Here is a 21,316-nt window from a genome sequence, read left to right as displayed (position 1 = left end):
TGCTCTGCGCCATGAGCACGGAGTACGCCATCCCCGCCGAGGTGCCGAGCCCGGAACGTCCGGCGCCACCGGGAGGTCCGGTGGGGAGGTGGCTGCTCGCGGACCGCGTGGCGCCCTCAGGTCCGGAGAGCCACGACTCGCACGCCAAGCCGCACGCGTGGTGGAAGGTCATGACGCTGACCGGCGTCGACTACTTCTCCACGCTGTCGTACCTGCCGGGCATCGCCGCTCTGGCGGCCGGCGCGCTGTCGCCGTTGGCCACGTTGCTCATCGTGGCTTTGACCTTGCTCGGCATGCTGCCGATGTACCGGCGGGTGGCGCGGGAGAGTCCGAACGGGCAGGGCTCGGTCGCGATGCTGGAGGACCTGCTGCCGTTCTGGCGCGGCAAGATCTTCGTGCTGGTGCTGCTGGGGTTCGTGGCGACGTCGTGGATCATCACGATCACCCTGTCCGCGGCCGACGCTTCTGTGCACGCGCTGGAGAACCCGTACGTTCCCGAGTCGCTGCACGGTTACGAGCTGGCGTTGACGATCGTGCTGCTGCTGATCCTCGGCGGCGTGTTCCTGATGGGCTTCAGCGAGGCCGTGGGCGTCGCGATCCCGTTGGTCGCGGTGTTCCTCGCACTGAACGCCGTCCTGGCCGTGGTGGGCCTCGTGGACGTCTTCGCGACGCCGGACGCGCTTGATCGCTGGATCGCCGCGCTGGGCTCGCACGGCGACGGCTTCTTCGGGGTGATCGGCCCGGCGATCCTGGCGTTCCCGCTGCTGGTGCTGGGCCTGTCCGGCTTCGAGACGGGCGTCAGCATGATGCCGCTGGTCGCCGCTTCCGGCAAGACGCCCGCGGAGCGCATGGAGAGCCGGGTGCGCAACACCCGCAAGCTGCTGACGACCGCCGCGCTGATCATGTCGGTGTACCTGATCGCGACGTCGTTCATCACGACAGTGCTGGTGCCGCAGGACAAGTTCGCGCCGGGCGGCCCCGCGAACGGCCGGGCGCTGGCGTACTTGGCGCACGAGCTGCTCGGCGAGGCGTTCGGCACGGCCTACGACATCTCCAGCATCCTGATCCTGTGGTTCGCCGGCGCGTCCGCGATGGCGGGCCTGATCAACATCGTGCCGCGCTACCTGCCGTCCTACGGCATGGCACCGGAATGGGGCCGCGCGGTCCGGCCGGTCGTGATCGTTTACACGATCATCTGCATCATCATCACGATCATCTTCAAGGCCGACGTGAACGCGCAGGCCGGCGCGTACGCCACCGGAATCCTGGCGATGATGGTCTCCGGTTCGTTCGCGGTGACGGTGTCCGCGTGGCGCAAGAAGCAGCGCCGCGCCACGATCGGCTTCACGGTGCTGACGCTGGTGCTGCTGTACGCGTTGGTGGAGAACGTGATCGAGAAGCCGGACGGCATCACGATCTCCCTGGGCTTCATCCTCGGCATCGTCGTGATCTCGTTGGTGTCCCGCGTCTCCCGCACCACCGAGCTGCGCGTCGACAAGATCAAGTTCGACGACCGGGCACGTCAGTTCGTGACCGACACGATCGCGTACGACAACCGGATCACGTTGATCGCGAACCGCCGTCAGGCCGGTGACAAGGCGGAGTACGACGAGAAGGAGAACGAGCAGCGCGGCATCAACCCGGTGCCGGGCACCGCGGACGTGATGTTCCTGGAGATCGACATCGTGGACCCGTCGGCGTTCAGCAACGTGCTGTGCGTTTCCGGGGTCGAGGTGGACGGGCATCGCATCTTGCGCACTTCCGCACCCGCCGCGCCGAACGCGATTGCGGCGATCCTGCTGGCGTTGCGCGACTCCACCGGCGTGATCCCGCACGCGCACTTCGAGTGGTCGGAGGGAAACCCGCTCGGGCACCTCTTCCGCTACCTGATCCTGGGCCGCGGCGACACGCCTCCGGTCGTACGCGAGATCATCCGCTCGGCTGAGGAAGATCCCTCTCTACGGCCACGCGTGCACGTCGGATAGCTGGCAGACTCCCCCTGTACGTCCGACTACAGGGGGAAGGACGAATGTCTTTGCATCGCAAGATCTTCATCGCTTGTGTCTCGCTCGCGACAGTGCTGGCCGGAATGTCTCCCGCTGTCGCGAGCGAGTCTCATTCTGTTGTCCAGCCGACGCGTTCGTGTGCGGAGCTGGTGCGCTCGTACGCCGTGCCGGACGCTAAAACGCAGGTCACGTCGGCAGTGGTGGTGCCGGCTTCCGGTGGTGTGCCGGAGTTCTGCGACGTGCGCGGCAAGATCGAGCCCAACATCGGCTTCCAGCTCAAGCTGCCGACGCAGACCTACCGCGGCCGCTACGTCCAGTACGGCTGTGGCGGATTCTGCGGTTTCATCACTGATCCGGCCTTCCCGAAGTGCGGGCCGGCCTTCGGCGACGCGGCCGTGGCGGCAACCGACGACGGCCACCAGTGGCCTGAGGAGAACCCGTTCGACACCGAGTGGGCCCGCGCCGACCAGAAAGCGCGCGACGACTTCTTCTTCCGCGCCCCGCACGTGCTGTCGAAGGTGTCGAAGCACCTGGTCGGCGTCTTCTACGGCAAGGCGCCGCGGAAGTCGTACTTCACCGGTTGCTCGAACGGCGGCCGTGAGGCGCTGGTGCTGGCCCAGCGCTACCCGCACGACTTCGACGGCATCATCGCCGCCGCACCCGCTTCCCATTACACCGGCCTGATCGCGTACCAGGGCTGGCTCGCCCGCAACGCCATCCCGGACGACAAGGTCGTGCTGCTGCACTCGGCCGTGATGGCGGCCTGCGACGGGCTCGACGGCTTGGTGGACAAGCAGATCGACGAGCCGCGGCTGTGCAGGTTCGACCCGGCCACGCTTGCGGGTTCTTTGACTGACGAGGAGATCGCTCGGGCGAAACGGTTGTACTCAGGTCCTGTGGACAGAGGCGTGCGTCTGTACCCCGCGGGGCAGGCCTACGGCTCGGAGCTCGGCTGGCTCTGGTGGATCAACCCGCGTGCCGAGTTCGGCGGCTCCATCGCCGGTCAACTGGCCGACAACGGGTTGAAGAACCTCGTCTACCCGATCGGTCAGCCGCACTCGTCGTTGGAGAAGTTCGAGTTCACGGTGCGCGAGTTCCGCCGCCTGGTCCCGGAAACCGTGAAGGCGAACTCACTTTCGCTGGACCTGCGGGAGTTCCGGCGTTCGGGCGGCAAGCTGATCCTCTGGCACGGCGCCGCCGACCAGGCCATCCCGGCACAGGGCACGATCGACTACTGGCAGCGCCTGACCGGAGGCCGGACACCGGACTGGGCACGCCTGTTCATCGTGCCGTCGATCTCGCACTGCGAGGGCGGCGACACGTTGACCCACTTCGACCCGTTCCGCTCGCTCGTGTCGTGGGTCGAGGGAGGTGCGGCGCCTGATCGTGTGATCGCGGAGGGGCGTGACGCTGACGGCAACGTCGTGCGGACTCGTCCGGTGTTCCCGTATCCGTTGCGGGCTAAGTATGACGGTTCGGGTTCGGTGGACGATGCTTCGAACTTCGTTGCCGCGCCGGGCTTTCAGACGGTGGACCGGGTGCGGTGGGCCGGTGAGGACCTGTATCACCGGCCCGGACCCGTTGCGCCTTAACGGAATTTTTCGACCGCGGCAGCGATCGCGCGGTCCATGCTGTTGCCTTCCATGATGACGTGGCCGGCGTCGTTCAGGATCACCAGTTCGGCGTCGGGCCACCTCTTCGCGACTTCCCACGCCGTCTGCAGCGGGCCGCCGAAGTCGTTGCGGCCGTGGATGAGCACGCCCGGGATGCCCTTGAGGTTGTGCAGGTTGTCGAAGATGTAGCCGGGTTCGATGAACGCGTCGTTGCCCCAGTAGTGCGTGACCGTCCTGGCCAGCCGGTAGCGGGTTTCCGGGTCGTCCCACCGCGTGCCGGTGAAGTCGTTGTCTCCTCCGGTCACCGTGGACATGTCCCACTTGCACCAGTCCCAGGCCGCCTTTTCGCGTGTTTCCGGGTCCGGGGAGTTGAGGAGTTTGTTGTAGGCCAGGGCCAGGTTGCCGTCACGGTCTTCTTCCGGGAGGCCGTTCAGGAAGGCCTCGAAGTAGTCAGGGAAGAAGAGGCCCAGGCCTCTGGTGATCCACTCGTGTTCTTCTGGGCGGGAAGCCGTCACCGCCGGGATGATGATCTCGCTGACCCGGTGCGGGTGCTGGATGGCGTAGGCGAGGATCAGGGTCGAGCCCCAGGAGCCGCCGATCAGCAGCCACTTGTCGATGCCCAGGTGTTCCCGGAGCTTTTCGGCGTCGTCGATCAGGTGCTGGGTGGTGTTGAGGCTCATGTCGGTGGACGGGTCGCTGGCCGGCGGGGTGCTCTTGCCGGCGCCTCGTTGGCTCCACAGCACGAGTTTCCAGTGTTGGGGGTCGAAGTCTTCCCGCCATTTCGGGTTGAGGCCGGAGCCTGGGCCGCCGTGGAAGACCACTGCTGGTTTGCCTGTCGGGTTGCCGCTCACTTCCCAGTGGATTTGTTGGCCGTCGCCTACGTTGAGCATGCCCTGGTCGTAGGGCTCCACCATGGGGTACATGGGTTGAGCCTATTTTGGTGGGGTGGGGGGTGCGACCGGTTTCTGTTGGGTTTGCGCGGGTCGGCTTGCGTGGTTGGCCGCCGGTTCCAGCGGAGGGGTCGCGTGGCGTGCGGGCGGTCGCCTTGCGTGCGTGGCTGGGCGGGTCCTTAGACGGGCCGGGTCATTTCATCGCCGCTTCGCGACGATTGCGATTGGGGCTTGACTTCGGGGCCCATACGAGGCGCTGGTCGGCCTGTAAAAGCCGGGCATGTAAAGCGCCCGGCCGATCCGAAACGGTAGCACCTCGAACCCAAAGTCAAGCCCCAATCGCCGTCGTGCGTGGTTGCGTTGGCACGACACGTCACCATTACCGGCGCCCAGTCGGGCATTAGGCCTTTACGGGCTCGCTTCGCGTCGCCATTGCCGGGGCGCCTCGCCTTCGGCGTTGACCGTGCGCGGGATCAGGCCGTTTCAGGCACGGCGATTACCGGCCTGTCTGTTAGAAGGCGTTGATGAGGTTGCGTCTGGGTCTGCGGTCGGGGTCGAGCCATTTCGGTGGGGAGAAGACCGGGATGCCGTTGGCCATTTTCACTGTCCAGCCGCTGTGGTGGATCAGTGTGTGGTGGTGGCGGCAGAGCAGCACGCCGTTTTCTGCGGAGGTGGCGCCGCCGTCGGCCCAATGTTTGATGTGGTGGGCGTCGCAGTGCTTCGGGTGCCGGTCGCAGCCGGGGAACGCGCAACCGCGGTCGCGGATGACCAGGAGTCGGCGGATTCCGGCGGTGAAGGTGCGGGCCTTGCGGCCGACGTCCAGCGGCTGCGACTGCGTGCCCAACACCAGCGGGATGATGCCCGCGCTGCAGGCGAGTTGGCGGATCTGGTCGGCCGGGATGCGTTCGCGGGTGTCCAGCGTCGCCGAGCCGACCTGGCCTGCGAGGTCCTCGTAGCGCATGGTCAGCGTGAGGGTGACCGGCTCGCCGCCGTGCTCGGGCATCTGGTCGGCGCGCAGCATCAGGTCGACCAGCTCAGCGAAAGCGTCGCCTTGGCGTTCGGTGCGGGAGCGCGGGTCGGGGCCTTCTTCCGACGTCGGGCGGGGCTTGGCCAAGGGGTCGATCAGCGCTTCGAACTTGGCGCCGGTGACCTTGTCCAGGGTGCCTGAGACCTTCAGCAGGTCGCCGCGCCAGTGCAGCGTGAGGTCGTTGACCTGTGGCGCGGGATCGGCGTCGCGAGGCTCGGGGTCGTCCTGGTAGAGGCGGTAGGCCAGCTCCTTGCCGAACGAGCGCACCGAACTTGGTTCGTGCTCGCGGGCGAAGTCGACTACCGATGCCTCGGCGTCGGCGGGCAGGGTCTTCATGGCCTCGGCGACCGCTGCGACGTGCTCGATCGACAGCGCGCCCTCTGCCGCCGCGGAGGCGGTGACGGGAAGTTCGGGAGGGAGTTCGCTGCCGGTCGGGGTGACTTCCGACGCCAACAGGCGAGCGTGATCAATCCGGCGCTTGGCGATCGTGCGATCCCAGCGGACCGCGTCGCGCAACACGTACGCCAAATTCTTGTAGCCGAGTTCGGATGCGGCGCCTCGCCGATCCAATTCGGCGATTCTCTGCATGACGGCGTGTTCGCGAATCCGGATCTCCATCACATCATTGACGATGTCGCGCAGGACATCGTCGGTGGAGAGGAGTGGGAGACATTCGATCACGTGTTCTAATCTACCGCAAGATCACGATAAGATAACGCGTAAAGCCGCACACGATCGGATGAATCGCCCGAGCTGCCCGCCTGTGGCGACGCGAAGCGAGCCCGTACAGGCCTAATGCCCGACTGGGTACCGGTATTGGTGAGGTCCGGTGTCAACGCAACCACGCACGCTGGCGATTGGGGCTTGACTTTGGGTTCGAGGTGCTACCGTTTCGGATCGGCCGGGCGCTTTACATGCCCGGCTTTTTAAGGCCGACCAGCGCCTCGTGAGGGCCCCGAAGTCAAGCCCCAATCGCAATCGTCGCGAAGCGGCGATGACGCAACCAAAGCTCGTCTAAGGACCCGCCCGGCCACGCACGCAAGGCGACCGCCCGCACGCAAGGCGACCCTTCCGCTGGAACGTGACCAGCGCACGCAAAGCCGACCCGCCCGCCAGGGAACCGACGCCCGCCAACGCAAGCCGACCCGCCCGGCACCGCGAATCCCGGATACGCCAACACGCCCACTGCGCGGCGCGGTGGACGTGTGAGTGGCGTGCGTTAAGAGCGTTGGAGCGTCAGGGCTTCTGCTTGGCGGCGATCTGGTCGAGGACCTCGGTCTGCGACACGATGATCTTGCTGGCCAGAGCCTTCGAGCCGATGTGCTCGCCCTTGGCCTGGGCGTCCTTCGCCATGTCGACGCCGCTGCGGAGGTGGCGGGACAGGGTGGCGAGGAAGAGGTCGTCGAACTGCTTGCCCTGGGCTGCCTTGAGGGTTTCGACGTCCTTGGCGGTCATCATGCCCGCCATCTTGTGGGTGCCGTGCGGGTCGTCGCCGGGGACCTGGATGTTCCAGGAGCGCAGGTAGGTGGCCATTTGCTCGATCTCGCCGGCCTCGGCGGTGGCGATCTTGTCGGCCACGTTGACCACGAACTCGTCTTTTGAGCGTTCCATCGCGACCTTGGCGATGTCGATCGTCTGCCGGTGGTGGGGGATCATCCTCAGCGAGAATGTCGCATCCGCTTCGTTGGCCGCTGGTTCGCCGGAGCTGCTGGCTCCGGACATCGAACAGCCCGTCAGCGCTAGCAGGCCTAGCACGATGATGAGCAGACGCGCTCGCATGAAGCCTCCCGTCTCGGTTCCCTGACTGGGCATACGGGTGGCCGATGTGTCCGGTTCAGCGAAACTTCCGGAACCTAAGGGATCATCGCGTCCAGAGCTTTGACCACGCCGGACACGACGTCGGGGTGGCCGAGCGGGAGCGGTGCCGGGATGCGGTCGTCCGGGCCGCCGTGGCTGCGGACGATGACTTGGGCGAGTGAGGGGTCGACGTCGACCTCGGGGTCTACCAGGAGCACGGAGCGCACCAGGTCTTCGTGGCCGTGCGCCAGGTCGATCACGTCGGCCGCGATCGGGCCGCTGGTCACCACGTCCAGGACGGTGCGGGTGTCGTCGCGGTGCATGCTCAGGACTTTGTCCACTGTGGACTTCCACGACGGGGCGGCGGGGACGCGGAGCCACACGATTCGCATCTGGTCCGCCAGTGCGCGCCAGGTTGCGGGGATCTCGTCGTGCAGGGCCTCGCCTGCTGGATCGATCACGAGCACTGTTGCCGCTCCGGTCGGGCCGTCGGCTACCACGCCGGGTCCGGTTGCCCTGGCGGGCTGGCTGAAATCGCGCATGCCGAGGGCTACCCGGCAAGCCGTGGTTTGTACCCAGTACCAGTGAAGCAATTGGTTCGGTCCGGTGACCTGGTTTGTCGGTGACAGGACCACCGCGGAGCGTGGACTTGTTGACAGCCACCGATTTTTGGTGACCACCCGGTGACCGCTTGACCACTTTCCGAACCCAGGTTTATGGTCTAGACCACACCGAAACTGGATCGGCGAGCGATCTAGACGCTCCCGGTTCCCGCCCCCTGCCACGGGTCCAACCCGCCTGGGAACGATCCAAGGAGTTCGGATGATCAAACATGCTCGAAAAGCGGCGGTCCTGTTCGCCGCGGTCCCTGTAATCATGTTCATCTCGCCTGTTGGCACGGCCAGCGCGCACGGTTACGTGTCGTCGCCGCCCAGCCGGCAGGCGCAGTGCGCGTCGGGAGTGGTGCCGAACTGCGGTGGTCCCCAGTGGGAGCCGCAGAGTGCCGAAGGCGACAAGGGCTTGGTGACCTGCAGCGGCGAGGACCGCCGGGACTTCGCCGTGCTCAACGACGACAGCAAGCCCTGGCAGGCGACTGCCACCGGTACCAGCCTGACGATGACGTGGACGTTCACCGCTCGACACCGCACGCGTGACTACGAGTACTACATCGGCAGCACGCGGGTCGGGTTCGTCAGCGGCAACAACGCGGCGCCGGTCGACCCGGTGCGGCACACCATCAACCTGAGCGGGTTCTCCGGCCGGCAGAAGCTCCGCGCGGTCTGGAACATCGCCGACACGGTGAAGGCGTTCTACTCCTGCATCGACCTCAACATCGGCGGCGGTGGCGGCAACCCGACCCCGCCTCCGACCACCACCAACCCGACGCCACCTCCTGCTGGTGGCACGTGGGCGGCGAACACCGCCTACGCGGTCGGGGCGACCGTCACCTACGGCGGGTCGTCGTACAAGTGCCGGCAGGCGCACACGTCGCTGACCGGCTGGGAACCGCCGAACGCGGCGTCGTTGTGGGAGCGGATCTGATCTGATGAAGCGCCTGATCGCGATTGCGGCCGCGGTCCTGGCGCTGGCGGGGTGCGGCGGAGAGGCGATCGTGCCGGAGGGTTCCCAGGGAGCCCACGGACACGGTGCCAACTCCGCCGCACCACCCGTTCCCACCGCCAGCGCGAGGTTCAACGATGCGGACGTCATGTTCGTGCAGATGATGGTCGACCACCTGCAGCTGGGCATCAGCCTCTCGCAGCTGGCGATGGACAAAGCCACCAAACCGCAGGCCAAGGACCTCGCCGGCGCGATCAACACGACCCAGCGCGAGGAGCTCTCCACGCTCAAGTCGTGGTTGAAGCTCTGGGGCAAGCCAGAGGGTGGCGGTGCGGACCTGCACGCCGCGCACGGCGGCCAGCCGTTGCTCGACAACAAGGTCATCGACGACACCAAGGAGAAGAGCGGGGCCGAGTTCGACCTCTCCTTCCTCAACCTGATGGCCGGGCACCAGGGAGCCGGCGTGGAGATGGCTCTCGCGGAGAAGAAGGACGGCATGAACCCGGAGGCCGTGGCCTACGCGGAGCGCGTGATGAACTCCAGGCAGGGCCAGATCCAGCAGATGCTCGGTCTCATCAGCGAACAGTAGGCGTTTGGTCAGCGGCTCGGCGTTCCCTTCCGGGTCATGGACGTTTTGATCTCGGGAGCGGGCATCGCCGGGCCCGCCCTCGCCTACTGGCTGGCGCGATTCGGCTTCTCACCGACGGTGGTGGAGCGCGCGCCGGCCCTGCGCCCCGGCGGCCAGGCCGTGGACTTCCGCGGCCACGCACACCTGTCCGTCCTTGAACGGATGGGCGTGCTCGACGCGATCAAAGCCGAGCAGGTCTCGTTGCCGGACATGGTCTTCCGCGACCCGTCAGGACGTGAACGGTGCCGGCTGCCCGCGAGGTACACCGGCGGGGACGTGGAGATCCGCCGCGGTGACCTGTCGAAGATCCTCTACGAGGCGAGTGCCGACGACACCGAGTACGTGTTCGGCGACTCGATCACCTCGCTGCACGACGACGGCGCCGGGGTGGACGTGACGTTCGCGCACGGGCCGCCGAGGCGGTTCGACTTCGTCATCGGCGCGGACGGGATGCGGTCCGTGGTGCGGCGGCTCGTCTTCCCGGAGTACCGGCCGAAGTTCGGGGGCTACTACTTCGCGATCTGGGACGCCGAGGGCGACGACCGCGACATGACGTGCGTGCCGGGCGTGAACACCGCGCCGGGCTGGGTGATGTTCAAGTCGTCGGTGCCGCCCGAGATGATGCCGGACGAGCTGGTGTCGCCGGACGTCTACTTCGACTCGATCAGCATGGTGCGGATGCCGACGGTGAGCTCGGGCCGGGTCACGTTGATCGGGGACGCCGGCTACGGGTCGACGCTGGGCGGCATGGGCACCGGGATCGCGGTCGTCTCGGCCTACGTCCTGGCGGGGGAGATGGCGGCGGGTGGCGACGCGTTCGCCCGCTACGAAGCCCTGATCGGACCGTACGCACGGGGGTGCCAGGGCAATCCCGGGCCGTTCCTGGCGCCCGGGACGCGGCTCGGGATGTGGGTGCGGGACAGGATGTTCGGGTTCCTGCCCAAGGCGCCGATGTTCGCCAGGATCGACATGCAGCGGGCTACCGCGATCAAGCTCCCTGAGTACGAGTTGGTTCGCTGAGCGCTTCCCGCGCGTGCGCCAGTTCTTCCAGCGACTCCTCGACGTGCTGCTTGGCCGCCGAGTGCATCCACCCGAAACCCAGTTCCCGCTGGGCTTCCCGCAACAGCTGTTCGGCGCCGGCCAGATCGCCCCTGCGCTGGGCGATCTTGGCCAGGCCGGCGTTCGCGTACGCCCGCGTGGCCGCCAGCCCGGCCTGCGTCGCCATCTCCAACGCCAGGTGGTAGTCGCGTTCGGCCTCGTCCTGGTCGATGTCGAGCAGCCGGTCCGCACGTCGTCCGCGCAGCTCGGCCAGCTCCTCCTTGGCGCCGAGTTCGCCGACGACTCGAAGCGCTTCTTCAGTCAGCGCCAGTGCCTCGCGCGGGTCCTCGGTCAGGTTGGCCAGCACGTCCAGGACCTGGGCCGCGCCCCAGCGTTCGCCCAGGTCCTGGAACTGTCGAAGCGCTTCGCGGGCCTTCTCGATCGCCGCCGCGCGGTCGCCTTGCACCGCCCAGACGACGTGCGCGTTGCTGAAGCCCATCAGGCCCTTGATCCACGGGTCGTCGCTGGCCTCGATGTCGTCCTGCAGTTGCGTGCGCGGAGCGTAGGGATCCGGCGGGCCGCTCAGCATGGCCCACGCGATGAGCACGAACGGCAGCCTGATCGGACCGCTCAGGCCCTCCAACACGTTCTGCGCGCGTTCGGGTGCGGCCAGGGCCAGCAGGATCCCGTATTCCTCTGTGGACTGTTCGGGGATCTGAGCGAGGAGTTTCCTGGCCACGCCCTGGACTTCCGTGCGGCTGCCCTTCACGTACCAGTACCACGACAGCGCACCGACCAGCTCCAGAGCGAGCGTCGGGTCGTGCTCGGTGGCCCACTCGACGGCCTGCATCAGGTTCGCGTGCTCGGCGGTCAACCGGGTGAACCACCGGACCTGATCACGTTGGCGCAGCTCGGGATCCGCGCGCCGGGCGAGGGAGAGGAAATACCTGGCGTGCTCGGCGTCGACACGTTTGTGCTGAGCGCAGAACTCGCGGATGGTCACCAGCATCCGGTAGCGGCCGTCCGCGGCCTCCACCAGGGACTTGTCCACCAACGCTTCCAGCACCTCGATGTCGTGCCGGCACACCTGCTCGACGGCCTCCAGCGTCACGCCACCGCTGAACGTGGCGAGCGAGGCGGCCAGGTCGCGTTCGTCCGCGTCGAGCAGGTCCCAGCTCCACTCGACGACCGCGCGCAAGGTCTGGTGGCGTGGTGCGGCAGCGCGGTTTCCCTTGATGAGCAACCGGAAGCGGTCGCCCAGCCGATTGGCGATCTCCTCGGTGGTCAACGTCCGGGTCCGAGCGGCGGCGAGCTCGATGGCGAGCGGCAGGCCGTCCAGCTCGCGGCAGATGTCGACGGTGTGCTGGTCCTGCACGAACGCCGGGTTCACCAGGCGGGCTCGGTCGGCGAACAGCGCCACGCTCTGCTCGGGCTTGAGCGGCGGCACCGGGCACAGCGTCTCGCCGGTGATGCCCAGCGGTTCCCGGCTCGTGGCCAGGATGCGCAACGACGGACACGTGCTGAGCAGGTGCTGCGCCAGCCGGGCGGCCTCGACGATCACGTGCTCGCAGTTGTCGAGGATCAGGACGCTGTCCCGCTCGCGCAACGCCAGCGTCAGCCGATCTTCCGGCGCCAGCACGGTTTCCTTGAGTCCCAACGCCTGCAACGTCGCCGCCGCGACGTCCTTCACCGGCGCCAGGTCGACGAAGATCGCCCCGGCGTCGGCGCTCTGCAGGGCGAGCCGAGTCTTGCCCGCACCACCGGGCCCGGTCAGCGTGACGAGCCGGGACGTCAACGAGGCGAGCCGCTGGAGTTCCTCTTGCCTGCCAACGAAACTGGTGAGCTGAGCGGGCAGTTCGCGGTGGGTCTGCCCGCGCAGGATCTGCAGGTGGATCGCCCGCAGCTCAGGTGACGGATCGGTGCCCAGCTCGTCGGCCAGCAGTGCTCGCACGTCCTCGAACGCCTGCAACGCCTCGGCTTGGCGGCCCTGCTGGTTCAACGCCTGCATCAGGTAACCGCGCAGGCGTTCGTCCAGCGGGTGCTGCTGGACCAGATCCGAGATCTCCTGCACGTCGGCCTTGCCGAGCCGGATCCGCGCGGCGATCAGCGCACTCGTCGCGGTCGAGCGCTGCTGTTCGAGCCGGGTCGCGTGGTCGGCCGCGTCGACGTCGGCGAGCGCGGGCCCACGCCACAGCTGAAGTGCTTCGGACAAAAGGGATTCCGCGACCTGCGGGTCACCCTGCTCCAGCGCCTGCTGACCTTCGGCGGCCAACGCGGCGAACCTGTGCGCGTCGACCTGATCTGCCACCAGTGCCAGCTTGTACCCGGCCGGGTGGAACTCGATCAGCGAAGCGTCCCCGAGCGCACGCCGGAGCCGGGACACCTGACCCTGCAGGGCGTTGGCGGCATCGGACGGCGGCTCGGCGCCGTACAGCTCGTCGACCAGCCGGTCGAGCGGAACGATCTCGCCCACCCGCATGGCCAGCAACGCGAGCAGGGTGCGCGGCCGCGGCCCACCCACCGCGATCTTGCCGTCCGCGGAGTGCGCTTCAACGGGGCCGAGAATGCCGACGTGCACGGTGTCAGCGTACGAACCGGCCGGGACTCGTACCCAGGACACGGCGGAAATGGCGCGTGAGGTGCGACTGGTCGTGGAATCCGGCCAGCACCGCCGCCTCCGCCGCGGGCAGTCCCTCCACCAGGTACCGGCGCGCAAGATCCACCCGGCGCCCGGTCAGGTACTGGTGCGGAGCCAGCCCGAACCGCTTGCTGAACGCCCGCACCAGGTGCGTGGGGCTGGCCTCCAACTCGGCAGCGGCCTCGGCGAGCGTGATCCCGTCCGGCAACGAGGCGTCGAGCAACTGCCTGAGGCGGTCGGCGAGCGTCGGATCCGCGTACACGGCGGCCGAGGTGCCCGCGAAGTCGTGCGTGATCCGCTCGGTGATCAGCGCGAGCCGGCTCGCCGCCTCGAACGTGTCCTCCAACGACAGGTGGAGCTGGTGCAGCCGTTGGCGCAACAGCGGATCGACGAGCATCGGGGTGTCGACCGACTTGCCGATCAGGTCGGCAGGCAGCACCGGGCCGTCCAGGTACAGGACGCGCTTGCGGAAACCGGTCGGGTACGCGGACCGGCCGTCGTGTGGCACGTGCGGCGGCAACAGCGTCACGCCGTTCACGAGCGCGCCGTGCTCGTGACGGTCCAGTTCGTACCGCACGGCACCCGTGTCGACCAGCATCAACGTCCACGCGTCGTGCGTGTGGGTCGGATACGCGTGCGTGGTGAAGGAGGCGTGGAAGACCTCCCGGATGCCTTCCACGTCCGGCTTCCAAGCCGCGACGTCCATGTCAAGAACGTACAAGACCGCACCGCCGGGTGCCCGCGATCGTGAACCCCATGTTCGACACCAAGATCGCTGTGTTGCTGCGCGACGACCTGGCCGGCTGGCAGGCGCTGAACGTCACCGCCTTCCTCGTCAGCGGGCTGCCCGAAGAGCTTCGCGGCGAGCCCTATGTGGACGCCGACGACGTGAACTACCTGCCGATGTTCGGCCAGCCCGTGGTGGTCCTGCAGGGCGACCAGGAGCTGCTCAAGAAGGCTCACGAACGCGCCCTCAACCGCAACCAGCCGATGGCGATCTTCACGGCCGACCTGTTCGCGACGGGCAACGACGCCGACAACCGGGCCGCGGTCAGGAAGGTGCACACGCCGGACCTCGATCTGGTCGGAATCGCGGTGCACGGCCAGAAGAACGCCGTCGACAAGATCTTCAAGGGCTCCCGCATGCATCCGTGATTGACTGCGAACCATGCTTGCGCCGTTCGAGAAGTCCAGGCCGCGTCTGGAAGCGATCGCGTACCGGCTGCTGGGGTCGGCGACCGATGCCGAGGACGCGGTGCAGGACACGTACCTCCGCTGGCAGGCCGCTGACCACGCGCTCGTCGAGGTGCCGGAGGCGTGGCTCACGAAGGTGCTCACCAACATCTGCCTCAACCGGCTGACCTCGGCGAGGGCCCGGCGCGAGACGTACGTGGGCCAGTGGCTGCCGGAGCCGGTCTTCGCCGGTGACCGGATGCTCGGCCCCTCTGAGACCGTCGAGCAGCGCGAATCGGTCTCGATCGCGATGCTCACGCTGATGGAACGGCTCTCGGCCAACGAACGGACCGTGTACGTGCTGCGTGAGGCGTTCGGTTATGCGCACAGCGAGATCGCCGAGATCCTCGACATCACCGAGACGAACTGCCAGCAGATCTACCGGCGCGCCAAGCAGCACCTGGCCACCGGCCGGACCCGCGTGGAGGTCGACGCGGCCGATGCGCGCAAGATCGTCGAGGAGTTCCTCGCCGCGGCGCTCAGCGGCGACACGAACGAGCTGGTGAAGCTGCTTTCGGACGATGCGATCAGTGCGGGCGACGCGGGTGGCGTGTTCATCAGCCTGCCGAAGCCGATCACCGGCGCGCTGAAGGTGGCGAGGTTCCTGCGCACCCTGTTCACCATCGACGAGGCCAAGCGGGAGATGGTCGGCGGCAGTCCCTCGGTGTTCGCCGAGGTCGTCAACGGCATGCCGGCGCTGGTGCTGGTCGTCGGCGGCCGGGTCGTCACCGTCGTCACCCTGGAGGTGACGACCGAGGGCATCACCGCCGTCCACACCCTGGCCAACCCCGCCAAGCTCGACCGCGTCAACAGCCGGTGGGCCACGTCCGAGCACGGAGGAGCCCTCGTCGAAAGCTGGTGACCCAGCTCACAGTCGGCACCTGTCAGGTTTCGCGTCGCTGTCCGGTTCAGGAAGCGACAACCGACCAGACAGGAGCGAAACCATGACGCACCGCATCGTCGTTCTCGGAGCCGGATACGCCGGAGCCAACGCGGCCGGACGCCTCGCCAAGCGGCTGCACGGCGCCGAGATCACCCTCGTCAACGCCGACCCCGAGTTCGTCGAGCGGGTGCGTCTGCACCAGGTGGCGACCGGTCAGGACCTGAAGGTCCGCAGGCTGGACGACGTCTTCGCGGGCACCGGAGTTCAGGTGCGGATCGCGCGGGTCACCGCGGTCGACGTCGAACGCAAGGTCGTCGACACCGACGGCGGCGAGATCGCCTACGACACCCTCGTCTACGCGCTCGGCAGCACCGCCTCCGACGTTCCCGAGCACGCCTACAACATCGCCGGAAAGCAGGCCGCGCAACGACTTCACGCCCGGCTGGAAGACCTCGGCGCGGGCGGCACCGTGCTCGTCGTCGGTGGCGGTCTCACCGGCATCGAGGCGGTCACCGAGATCGCCGAAGCGCGGCCGGATCTCCACGTGTCGTTCGCGGTGCGCGGTGAGCTCGGGGGCTGGTTGAGCGACAAGGCCCAGCAGCACCTGCGCAAGGTGTTCGACCGGCTCGGCATCACCGTGCACGAAGGTGTCGACGGTCGCACGATCGACGCCGAGGTGACCGTGTGGACCGCCGGGTTCGCCGTCCACCCCATCGCCGCGGCCACGACCCTGGAGGTCACCGCGGCAGGGCAGATCGTCGTGGACGACATGATGCGTTCGGTTTCGCACCCGGACGTTTACGCCATCGGTGACGCCGCGTTCGCGCACGGCGGGAGTGGTACGCCGTTGCGGATGTCGTGTGCCTCGGGCGTGCCGACGGCGCACCTTGCGGCCGACGCGATCGCCGCGCGCCTCACGGGCCGTGAGCTTCCGAAGAACAAGATCGGCTACAACGGCCAGTGCATCAGCCTCGGTCGCAACGACGCCGTCATGCAGTGGGTGACTCCCGACGACAAGCCCAAGCCGTCGGCTGTCACCGGCAAGGCTGCCGTCCGCATCAAGGAGTTCATCTGCACGGCCGCGGCCTGGAGCATCTCGCACCCGACCGTCCTGATGCCGTCGCGCCGCCGGCGCGTCAGCACAGCCAGCGCAGTGCTCGAAACCGCGCTCTAATTCTGTGCGTGATCAAGCTGCTCCGGATGGCCGTGTTCCTGCTGGTCCTGTCGGCAGAGGTCTACCTGGTGGTCGTGCTGGGGGACCGGTTCCGCCTGGCGAACCACCTCGGCTACTTCACCGTGCTGTCGAACATCTTCGCGGCGTGCGTGGCGTTGCTGGGCGTGTTCCGGCCGGTGTCCGCGCAGATCAGGGGCGCGGCCGTGCTCTACATGACGACGACGGGCATCGTGTACGCGATCTTGCTGAGGGGCGTGGACGTGCAGACACCCGCTTATGCGAACTGGGTGCTGCACGTCATCGTCCCGATCCTGGTCGTCGTGGAGTGGTTGCTGGCCCCGCAACGGACCACGCGCGCCTGGCTGTGGCTGTCGTTCCCGGCCGTCTACCTCGCCTGCACGCTGCTCCGCGGGCCGATCGTCGACTGGTACCCGTACCCGTTCCTCGACCCACGCCCGCACGGGTACGCCGATGTGGCCCTGACCTGCGTTTCCGTTGCCGTGATCCTCGGCGCGCTGGCTTTCTTCGTCTCCTGGACCGGCACCAAATTGGCCCAGAGAAACAGCCCTGTTTTGTCCCACGACTAGGGCCAATCGCCGCCTTAGGTTCTAAGGCATGACCAGGCGACTCGCGTACGCACAGCTGACGAACTCGATCGGGGACGGCGGTTTCCTCGTCGTCTCGGCTCTCTACTTCACCCAGATCGTCGGCCTGAGCGCGGCACGGGTCGGCCTCGCGCTCACCCTCGCGTGGGGCGTCGGAGCCGTCGCGGGTGTCGCGTTAGGACACGTCGCGGACCGCTTAGGACCGCGCACCACGGCGGTCGTGCTGGCGCTGGCCACCGCAGCGAGCATCGGAATCCTGCTCTTCACCCGGAACTTCACGGCGTTCGTTCTGGTCATGTGCCTGTACGCGAGCTTCCAGAGCGGCCTCCAGGCGTCGCGGCAGGCCCTGCTGGCGGGCCTCACCACGCCCGAGGAACGCACGCGAGCCCGCGCCAGGATCCAGTCCACGGCCAACGCGGGCATCGCGATCGGCGCGGCGGCTGGCGGGTTCGCGCTACACCTCGGCACCGAGGTCGCCTACACGGCGGTGTTCGTGCTCGACGCCGTCAGCTTCCTCGCCGCCGCAGGGATTCTCGCCACGCTCCCGGAAACCGTGATGACGCGCGCCAAGGGCAAGTTCGACGTGCTGAAGGACCGCCCGTACGCGCTGATCACGTTGATCAACGCCGTGATGCTGCTCTACATGCCGCTGCTGAGCCTGATCATCCCGCTGTGGATCGTGCAGCGGACCGAGGCGCCGACGTGGCTCGCGGCCGCGCTGCTGGTGCTCAACACCGCGGCCGTCGTGCTGTTCCAGGTGCGGATCGCCCGACGTGCCAACGGTCTGGCCGCCGCCTCGAAGCTGGTGAGGCACGCCGGACTGATCATGCTCGCGTCCTGCGCGGTGTTCGCGGTGACGGCCTTCAGCTTCGGAGCCTGGCCCGCGGCGGCGTTGCTGATCGCGGCCGCCGCGTTGCAGGTGCTCGGCGAGATGATGCTGGCCTCCGGCGCGTGGGAGATCAGCTTCAGCCTCGCGCCCGCCGACCGGCAGGGCCAGTACCAGGGCTTCTTCGCGACCGGAACGGCCGTCGCGCGCATGGTCGGCCCCGCGCTGCTCACCACCGTCGTGCTCGGCTGGGGCACGATCGGCTGGCTCGTGGTCGGCGGGCTGTTCGTCGTGGCCGGTTACGCGATGGGGCCGGCGGTGCGCTGGGCCCGTGAGAAGAACTCCACCAGCTCCGGCGCCATGACCGACGACTTGTACATGTGCGTCTGACCGGGCAGCGTCCGGTACTCGGTGTCCGCGCCCAGCACCTCCGCGACGTTCTTCATCGTGTTGCGGAGGTACTCGGGCGACTTGCCGCCGTCCATCGCGAGCGTCGGCACCTTCACGTGCCAGCGGTCCGTCGGAAGCTTCGAGCCGCGGCCGTCGTCGCCGAGGATCGTCAGGTCCCACGGCAGCGTGTGCGCGACCAGCTTGAGCTTCTTCCACATCGGGGTCAGCTTCATGATCGCGACGCCGAAGCCGGGCGCGCCGACCATCTTCATGAACTTCGCGAGCATGCCGGAACGGTCGCCGCGCGCGAGCAGGTCGTTCATCTGCTGCACGATGTCCGCGGGGCGCGGGGTGTAGGTGTCGTCGACCACGAACGGCGTCTCGTAGATCGCGAGTCGCGAGATGCCCGGCAGCCGTGACGCGGCTTCCACGGCCAGCACCGCGCCCGACGACACCCCGAACACGAACGCCGACCCGCCGGCCTCCTTGATGATCGCGTCGATGTCCTCGATCTCGCGCTCCAGGGACCACGGCGTGGCGCCGTCACCGGTCTCGCCGCGACCGCGCCGGTCGTAGGTGTAGACGGTGAAGTTCTTGTCCAGCACGGACGCCAGCTCCGTGGTCGGGCCGAACATCCGGTGACACATGGCGCCGTCGACGATGATCAGCGCGGGTCCGGAACCGGTGATCGAGTACGCGATCTCGGTGCCGTCGGCGGAGGTCGTGAAGCGCGTCATTTCTTCTCTCCCAGGGTGATGTCGAGCCAGCGCTGCCAGTCCTGTTCGGACTCGTCGCCGTCGAAGACGTGGTGCGCGGCGATCATCGGGCCGAAGAACCCGCGCAGGAACCGGTACATGCCCCGCTCGGTGCGCAGACCGAGGGTGTGGTCGTTGCGGTGGAACACGACGGCGCCGGGGAGCTTCTCGGCGATCGCCTCGTCGATCTTCTTCCAGGCCTCGTCCCAGTCGCTGACCACCGGCCCGAAGACCGTGAGCGGGCGGGCCGTGCGGCCGGGGAAGAAGTTCAGGTACTCGACCAGCGTGCGCCAGAACAGCGCGCCGCCCAGTGTCATGGCCTCGAACTCGTCGGCCCAGTCCTCACCGGGCAGGAAGCCGCTCGTCACCATCCGCAGCACGGTGCTGCCGTGGTCACGACCCTCGACCATGAACTCGTAGGCGATGAACCTGCCGTCGGCTTCCTTGTCGCTCTCCTGCTTGAAGTGGTGCGGCGGGTCCCACGCGGTGATCTCGTGCGTCGGCTGGTACTCGCCGAACGCGAGCTTGACCTGCCCGTTCGCCACCTCGTTGCGACCCATGAACCACGAGTCGATCCCAGGCCCGGTCGCGATGGCCTGCCAGACGTCCTCGACGGACGCCGGCACCTCGATCTCCTCGGTGCCTTCGAACGCGTGGCCCATCAGATCTCCCTCCAGGTTCGTGGATGGTCCCATCCTGGCGCCGACAACTCCCTTCGTCAAGACAGCGACACTAGTCTTGACAAAAAAAGTTGTCGGTGGTTCCGTTCTCGCCACAGCCGAACTCCCTGGAGGTACTCATGTCCCGCATCGCTTGTGGCGTCGTCGCCGGCCCGCTCTACCTCGTCGTCGGGTACGCCCAGGCGTTCACCCGCGAGGGCTTCGACCTGGCCGAACACCCGTTCAGCATGCTCAGCCTGGGCTCGCTGGGCTGGATCCAGATCGCGAACTTCATCGTGAGCGGCGCGTTGTTCGTCGTCGCCGCCACGGGCATGGCGCGGTTCTCCCGCTGGGGTGCGCGTCTGATCGGCCTGATGGGCGTCGGAATGATCCTCGGCGGGGTCTTCACCGCCGATCCCGCGCTGGGCTTTCCTCTCGGCACGCCTGATGGGCCGCCGTCTGCGCTGTCGTGGCACGGCATGTTGCACGCGGTGGCGTTCGGTCTCGCCATGATCGGCTGGATCGGTGCGTGCTTCGTGTTCGCGCGTAGGCTCGGGGGATGGCTGGCGGTGATGAGCGGCCTGACGGGCGTGCTCCTGATGGTGCCGATGGCGTTCCTGGGCAACCCCGGCGGCACGGTGCTGCTCTACGCGGTGGCGACGATCGGCTGGATCTGGACCTCGCTCGTGTCCCTGAGGCTGAGCCGGCCTGCCTACTTGAACTGATCTGCCCGGAGTGCGGGCGCGTCACCACCGACGAGTACGCGCCCGGTTGCCCTGCCTGTCAGACCAGCTGATGCGCGTGCATCTTGCTGATGTCGTAGGACACGCCGCAGAACGTGCACTGCAGCCCGTACCGGCTGCTGATCGTGAACAGCGGGATGAAGAAGATCGTCGGCTTGGTGTAGCGCCGGAACAGGTTGTGCGCGGACTGGTGGTGGCAGTGCCCGCACACCAGCGTCAGCATCCGCAGCTGCTCGATCGTCGTGCGCCAGCCGAAGATGACCATCTGCTCTCCCTGGGTTGGTTGTCCCTATGACGCGTGATGTCCCGTCTGAGTTGCGACCGGCTCCCCAACTTCAGAAGGTGGACAGGTGAGCGACCTCCTGCGGCCCTGGCTCCCCGCCGACGCGCCGATCGTCCTGGCCGCGGCCGCCGAGCCGATGATGGACCGCCAGTTCACCTCCCCGATCGACTCGCTCGCCGCCGCGCAGGAGTGGATCGAACTGCTCGCGGATCGCCGGACCGAGGACAGCGCGTACTCGTTCGCGGTGCTGCACGAGGGTGTGCCGGTGGGCAACGTCGCGGTGTCCAGCGTCGAACGCCGGCACCTCACGGGCTGGGTGTCCTACTGGATGCGGGAAGAGGCGCGCGGCAAGGGGCTCGCGACCAGGGCCTGCCGCGCGGTCAGCGAGTTCGCCTTCGCGGAGCTCGGGCTGTTCCGGCTGGAGCTCGCGCATCGGCTCGACAACCCCGCCTCCTGCCGGGTTGCTCTGGGCGCCGGTTTCCAAACGGAAGGCGTGGAACGGGCCCGGCTGCTCTACGACGGCGTCCGCTACGACACCGAGACGCACTCCCGGCTCGCCACCGACTGA

At 67.7% G+C, this 21,316-nt stretch carries 21 protein-coding genes; 12 read left to right on the top strand and 9 right to left on the bottom strand.

Annotation, left to right across the window (positions count from 1 at the left end; translation table 11 throughout):
- Positions 1–11: 11 nt before the first annotated feature.
- Both LFM09_RS03945 and LFM09_RS03940 read left to right on the top strand, forming a co-directional pair.
- Entirely contained in the window at positions 12–1,985 is a 1,974-nt protein-coding gene (locus LFM09_RS03945; RefSeq protein ID WP_414094856.1) for an amino acid transporter, read from the top strand.
- A gap of 44 nt (positions 1,986–2,029) precedes the next feature.
- On the top strand, positions 2,030–3,598 hold the full coding sequence (locus tag LFM09_RS03940) for a tannase/feruloyl esterase family alpha/beta hydrolase (RefSeq protein ID WP_414094855.1): 1,569 nt from the start codon (positions 2,030–2,032) through the stop codon (positions 3,596–3,598).
- Here LFM09_RS03940 and pip read toward each other — a convergent pair.
- The 4 genes from pip to LFM09_RS03920 all read right to left on the bottom strand — a co-directional run bounded on the left by pip (position 3,595) and on the right by LFM09_RS03920 (position 7,875).
- Positions 3,595–4,542 carry a prolyl aminopeptidase gene (pip, locus tag LFM09_RS03935; RefSeq protein ID WP_414094854.1) on the bottom strand — a complete coding sequence of 316 codons (948 nt, stop codon included), beginning with the start codon at positions 4,540–4,542 and terminating at the stop codon, positions 3,595–3,597. The two genes, LFM09_RS03940 and pip, sit on opposite strands and share 4 nt — an antisense overlap.
- Positions 4,543–5,020: 478 nt before the next feature.
- Positions 5,021–6,217: a DUF222 domain-containing protein gene (locus LFM09_RS03930; RefSeq protein ID WP_414094853.1), complete on the bottom strand. Its 1,197-nt coding sequence runs from the start codon at positions 6,215–6,217 to the stop codon at positions 5,021–5,023.
- A gap of 555 nt (positions 6,218–6,772) precedes the next feature.
- Positions 6,773–7,315: a DUF305 domain-containing protein gene (locus tag LFM09_RS03925; RefSeq protein ID WP_414094852.1), complete on the bottom strand. Its 543-nt coding sequence runs from the start codon at positions 7,313–7,315 to the stop codon at positions 6,773–6,775.
- Between the two features lie 74 nt (positions 7,316–7,389).
- Positions 7,390–7,875 carry a hypothetical protein gene (locus tag LFM09_RS03920; protein ID WP_414094851.1) on the bottom strand — a complete coding sequence of 162 codons (486 nt, stop codon included), beginning with the start codon at positions 7,873–7,875 and terminating at the stop codon, positions 7,390–7,392.
- A gap of 280 nt (positions 7,876–8,155) precedes the next feature.
- On the opposite strand from LFM09_RS03920, the gene LFM09_RS03915 reads away from it, so the two are divergent.
- Genes LFM09_RS03915 through LFM09_RS03905 form a run of 3 tightly spaced genes read left to right on the top strand, consistent with a single transcriptional unit; the run spans position 8,156 to position 10,541 of the window.
- Positions 8,156–8,875, top strand: coding sequence for a lytic polysaccharide monooxygenase (locus LFM09_RS03915; protein ID WP_414094850.1), 720 nt, complete (start codon positions 8,156–8,158; stop codon positions 8,873–8,875).
- A gap of 4 nt (positions 8,876–8,879) precedes the next feature.
- Complete coding sequence (locus tag LFM09_RS03910) at positions 8,880–9,482, top strand: DUF305 domain-containing protein (RefSeq protein WP_414094849.1); 603 nt, start codon at positions 8,880–8,882, stop codon at positions 9,480–9,482.
- Between the two features lie 36 nt (positions 9,483–9,518).
- The gene (locus LFM09_RS03905; protein ID WP_414094848.1) at positions 9,519–10,541 is read left to right on the top strand and encodes an FAD-dependent monooxygenase; all 1,023 of its coding nucleotides are present in this window, start codon (positions 9,519–9,521) and stop codon (positions 10,539–10,541) included.
- Here the strand turns inward: LFM09_RS03905 and LFM09_RS03900 are convergent.
- Both LFM09_RS03900 and LFM09_RS03895 read right to left on the bottom strand, forming a co-directional pair.
- Positions 10,510–13,137 carry a BTAD domain-containing putative transcriptional regulator gene (locus tag LFM09_RS03900; RefSeq protein ID WP_414094847.1) on the bottom strand — a complete coding sequence of 876 codons (2,628 nt, stop codon included), beginning with the start codon at positions 13,135–13,137 and terminating at the stop codon, positions 10,510–10,512. The genes LFM09_RS03905 and LFM09_RS03900 overlap by 32 nt on opposite strands.
- 4 nt (positions 13,138–13,141) lie before the next feature.
- Positions 13,142–13,903, bottom strand: a complete 762-nt coding sequence (locus LFM09_RS03895; RefSeq protein WP_414094846.1) for an AraC family transcriptional regulator — start codon at positions 13,901–13,903, stop codon at positions 13,142–13,144.
- 50 nt (positions 13,904–13,953) lie between these two features.
- Between LFM09_RS03895 and LFM09_RS03890 the strand changes: the two genes are divergently transcribed.
- From LFM09_RS03890 to LFM09_RS03870, 5 genes are all read left to right on the top strand, one after another.
- On the top strand, positions 13,954–14,352 hold the full coding sequence (locus LFM09_RS03890) for a DUF2000 family protein (RefSeq protein WP_414094845.1): 399 nt from the start codon (positions 13,954–13,956) through the stop codon (positions 14,350–14,352).
- 13 nt (positions 14,353–14,365) lie between these two features.
- On the top strand, positions 14,366–15,292 hold the full coding sequence (locus tag LFM09_RS03885) for an RNA polymerase sigma-70 factor (protein WP_414094844.1): 927 nt from the start codon (positions 14,366–14,368) through the stop codon (positions 15,290–15,292).
- An 82-nt stretch (positions 15,293–15,374) separates the two neighbouring features.
- Positions 15,375–16,487 carry an NAD(P)/FAD-dependent oxidoreductase gene (locus tag LFM09_RS03880; RefSeq protein ID WP_414094843.1) on the top strand — a complete coding sequence of 371 codons (1,113 nt, stop codon included), beginning with the start codon at positions 15,375–15,377 and terminating at the stop codon, positions 16,485–16,487.
- Between the two features lie 8 nt (positions 16,488–16,495).
- A complete protein-coding gene (locus tag LFM09_RS03875) occupies positions 16,496–17,074 on the top strand; it encodes a Pr6Pr family membrane protein (RefSeq protein WP_414094842.1) in 579 nt (192 codons plus the stop codon).
- Positions 17,075–17,102: 28 nt separating this feature from the next.
- Positions 17,103–18,308, top strand: a complete 1,206-nt coding sequence (locus LFM09_RS03870; RefSeq protein ID WP_414094841.1) for an MFS transporter — start codon at positions 17,103–17,105, stop codon at positions 18,306–18,308.
- Here the strand turns inward: LFM09_RS03870 and LFM09_RS03865 are convergent.
- Together LFM09_RS03865 and LFM09_RS03860 are read right to left on the bottom strand one after the other, a co-directional pair.
- Complete coding sequence (locus tag LFM09_RS03865) at positions 18,218–19,045, bottom strand: alpha/beta fold hydrolase (RefSeq protein ID WP_414094840.1); 828 nt, start codon at positions 19,043–19,045, stop codon at positions 18,218–18,220. The genes LFM09_RS03870 and LFM09_RS03865 overlap by 91 nt on opposite strands.
- On the bottom strand, positions 19,042–19,725 hold the full coding sequence (locus tag LFM09_RS03860) for an SRPBCC domain-containing protein (RefSeq protein WP_414095152.1): 684 nt from the start codon (positions 19,723–19,725) through the stop codon (positions 19,042–19,044). Before LFM09_RS03860 ends, LFM09_RS03865 begins: the two co-directional genes overlap by 4 nt.
- A 137-nt stretch (positions 19,726–19,862) precedes the next feature.
- Here LFM09_RS03860 and LFM09_RS03855 point away from each other — a divergent pair, with 137 nt between their 5' ends.
- Positions 19,863–20,447, top strand: a complete 585-nt coding sequence (locus LFM09_RS03855) for a DUF998 domain-containing protein (RefSeq protein ID WP_414094839.1) — start codon at positions 19,863–19,865, stop codon at positions 20,445–20,447.
- A 58-nt stretch (positions 20,448–20,505) separates the two neighbouring features.
- Here the strand turns inward: LFM09_RS03855 and LFM09_RS03850 are convergent, their stop codons facing one another.
- Positions 20,506–20,730 carry a zinc-ribbon domain-containing protein gene (locus tag LFM09_RS03850; protein WP_319966184.1) on the bottom strand — a complete coding sequence of 75 codons (225 nt, stop codon included), beginning with the start codon at positions 20,728–20,730 and terminating at the stop codon, positions 20,506–20,508.
- 85 nt (positions 20,731–20,815) lie between these two features.
- Here LFM09_RS03850 and LFM09_RS03845 point away from each other — a divergent pair, with 85 nt between their 5' ends.
- The gene (locus LFM09_RS03845) at positions 20,816–21,316 is read left to right on the top strand and encodes a GNAT family N-acetyltransferase (protein WP_414094838.1); all 501 of its coding nucleotides are present in this window, start codon (positions 20,816–20,818) and stop codon (positions 21,314–21,316) included.

The organism is Lentzea alba, assembly GCF_047445655.1.
GTDB classification, from domain to species: domain Bacteria; phylum Actinomycetota; class Actinomycetes; order Mycobacteriales; family Pseudonocardiaceae; genus Lentzea; species Lentzea alba_A.
The sequence above is the reverse complement of the archived record's forward strand: the minus strand, read 5'-3'. Positions and strand labels throughout refer to the sequence as shown.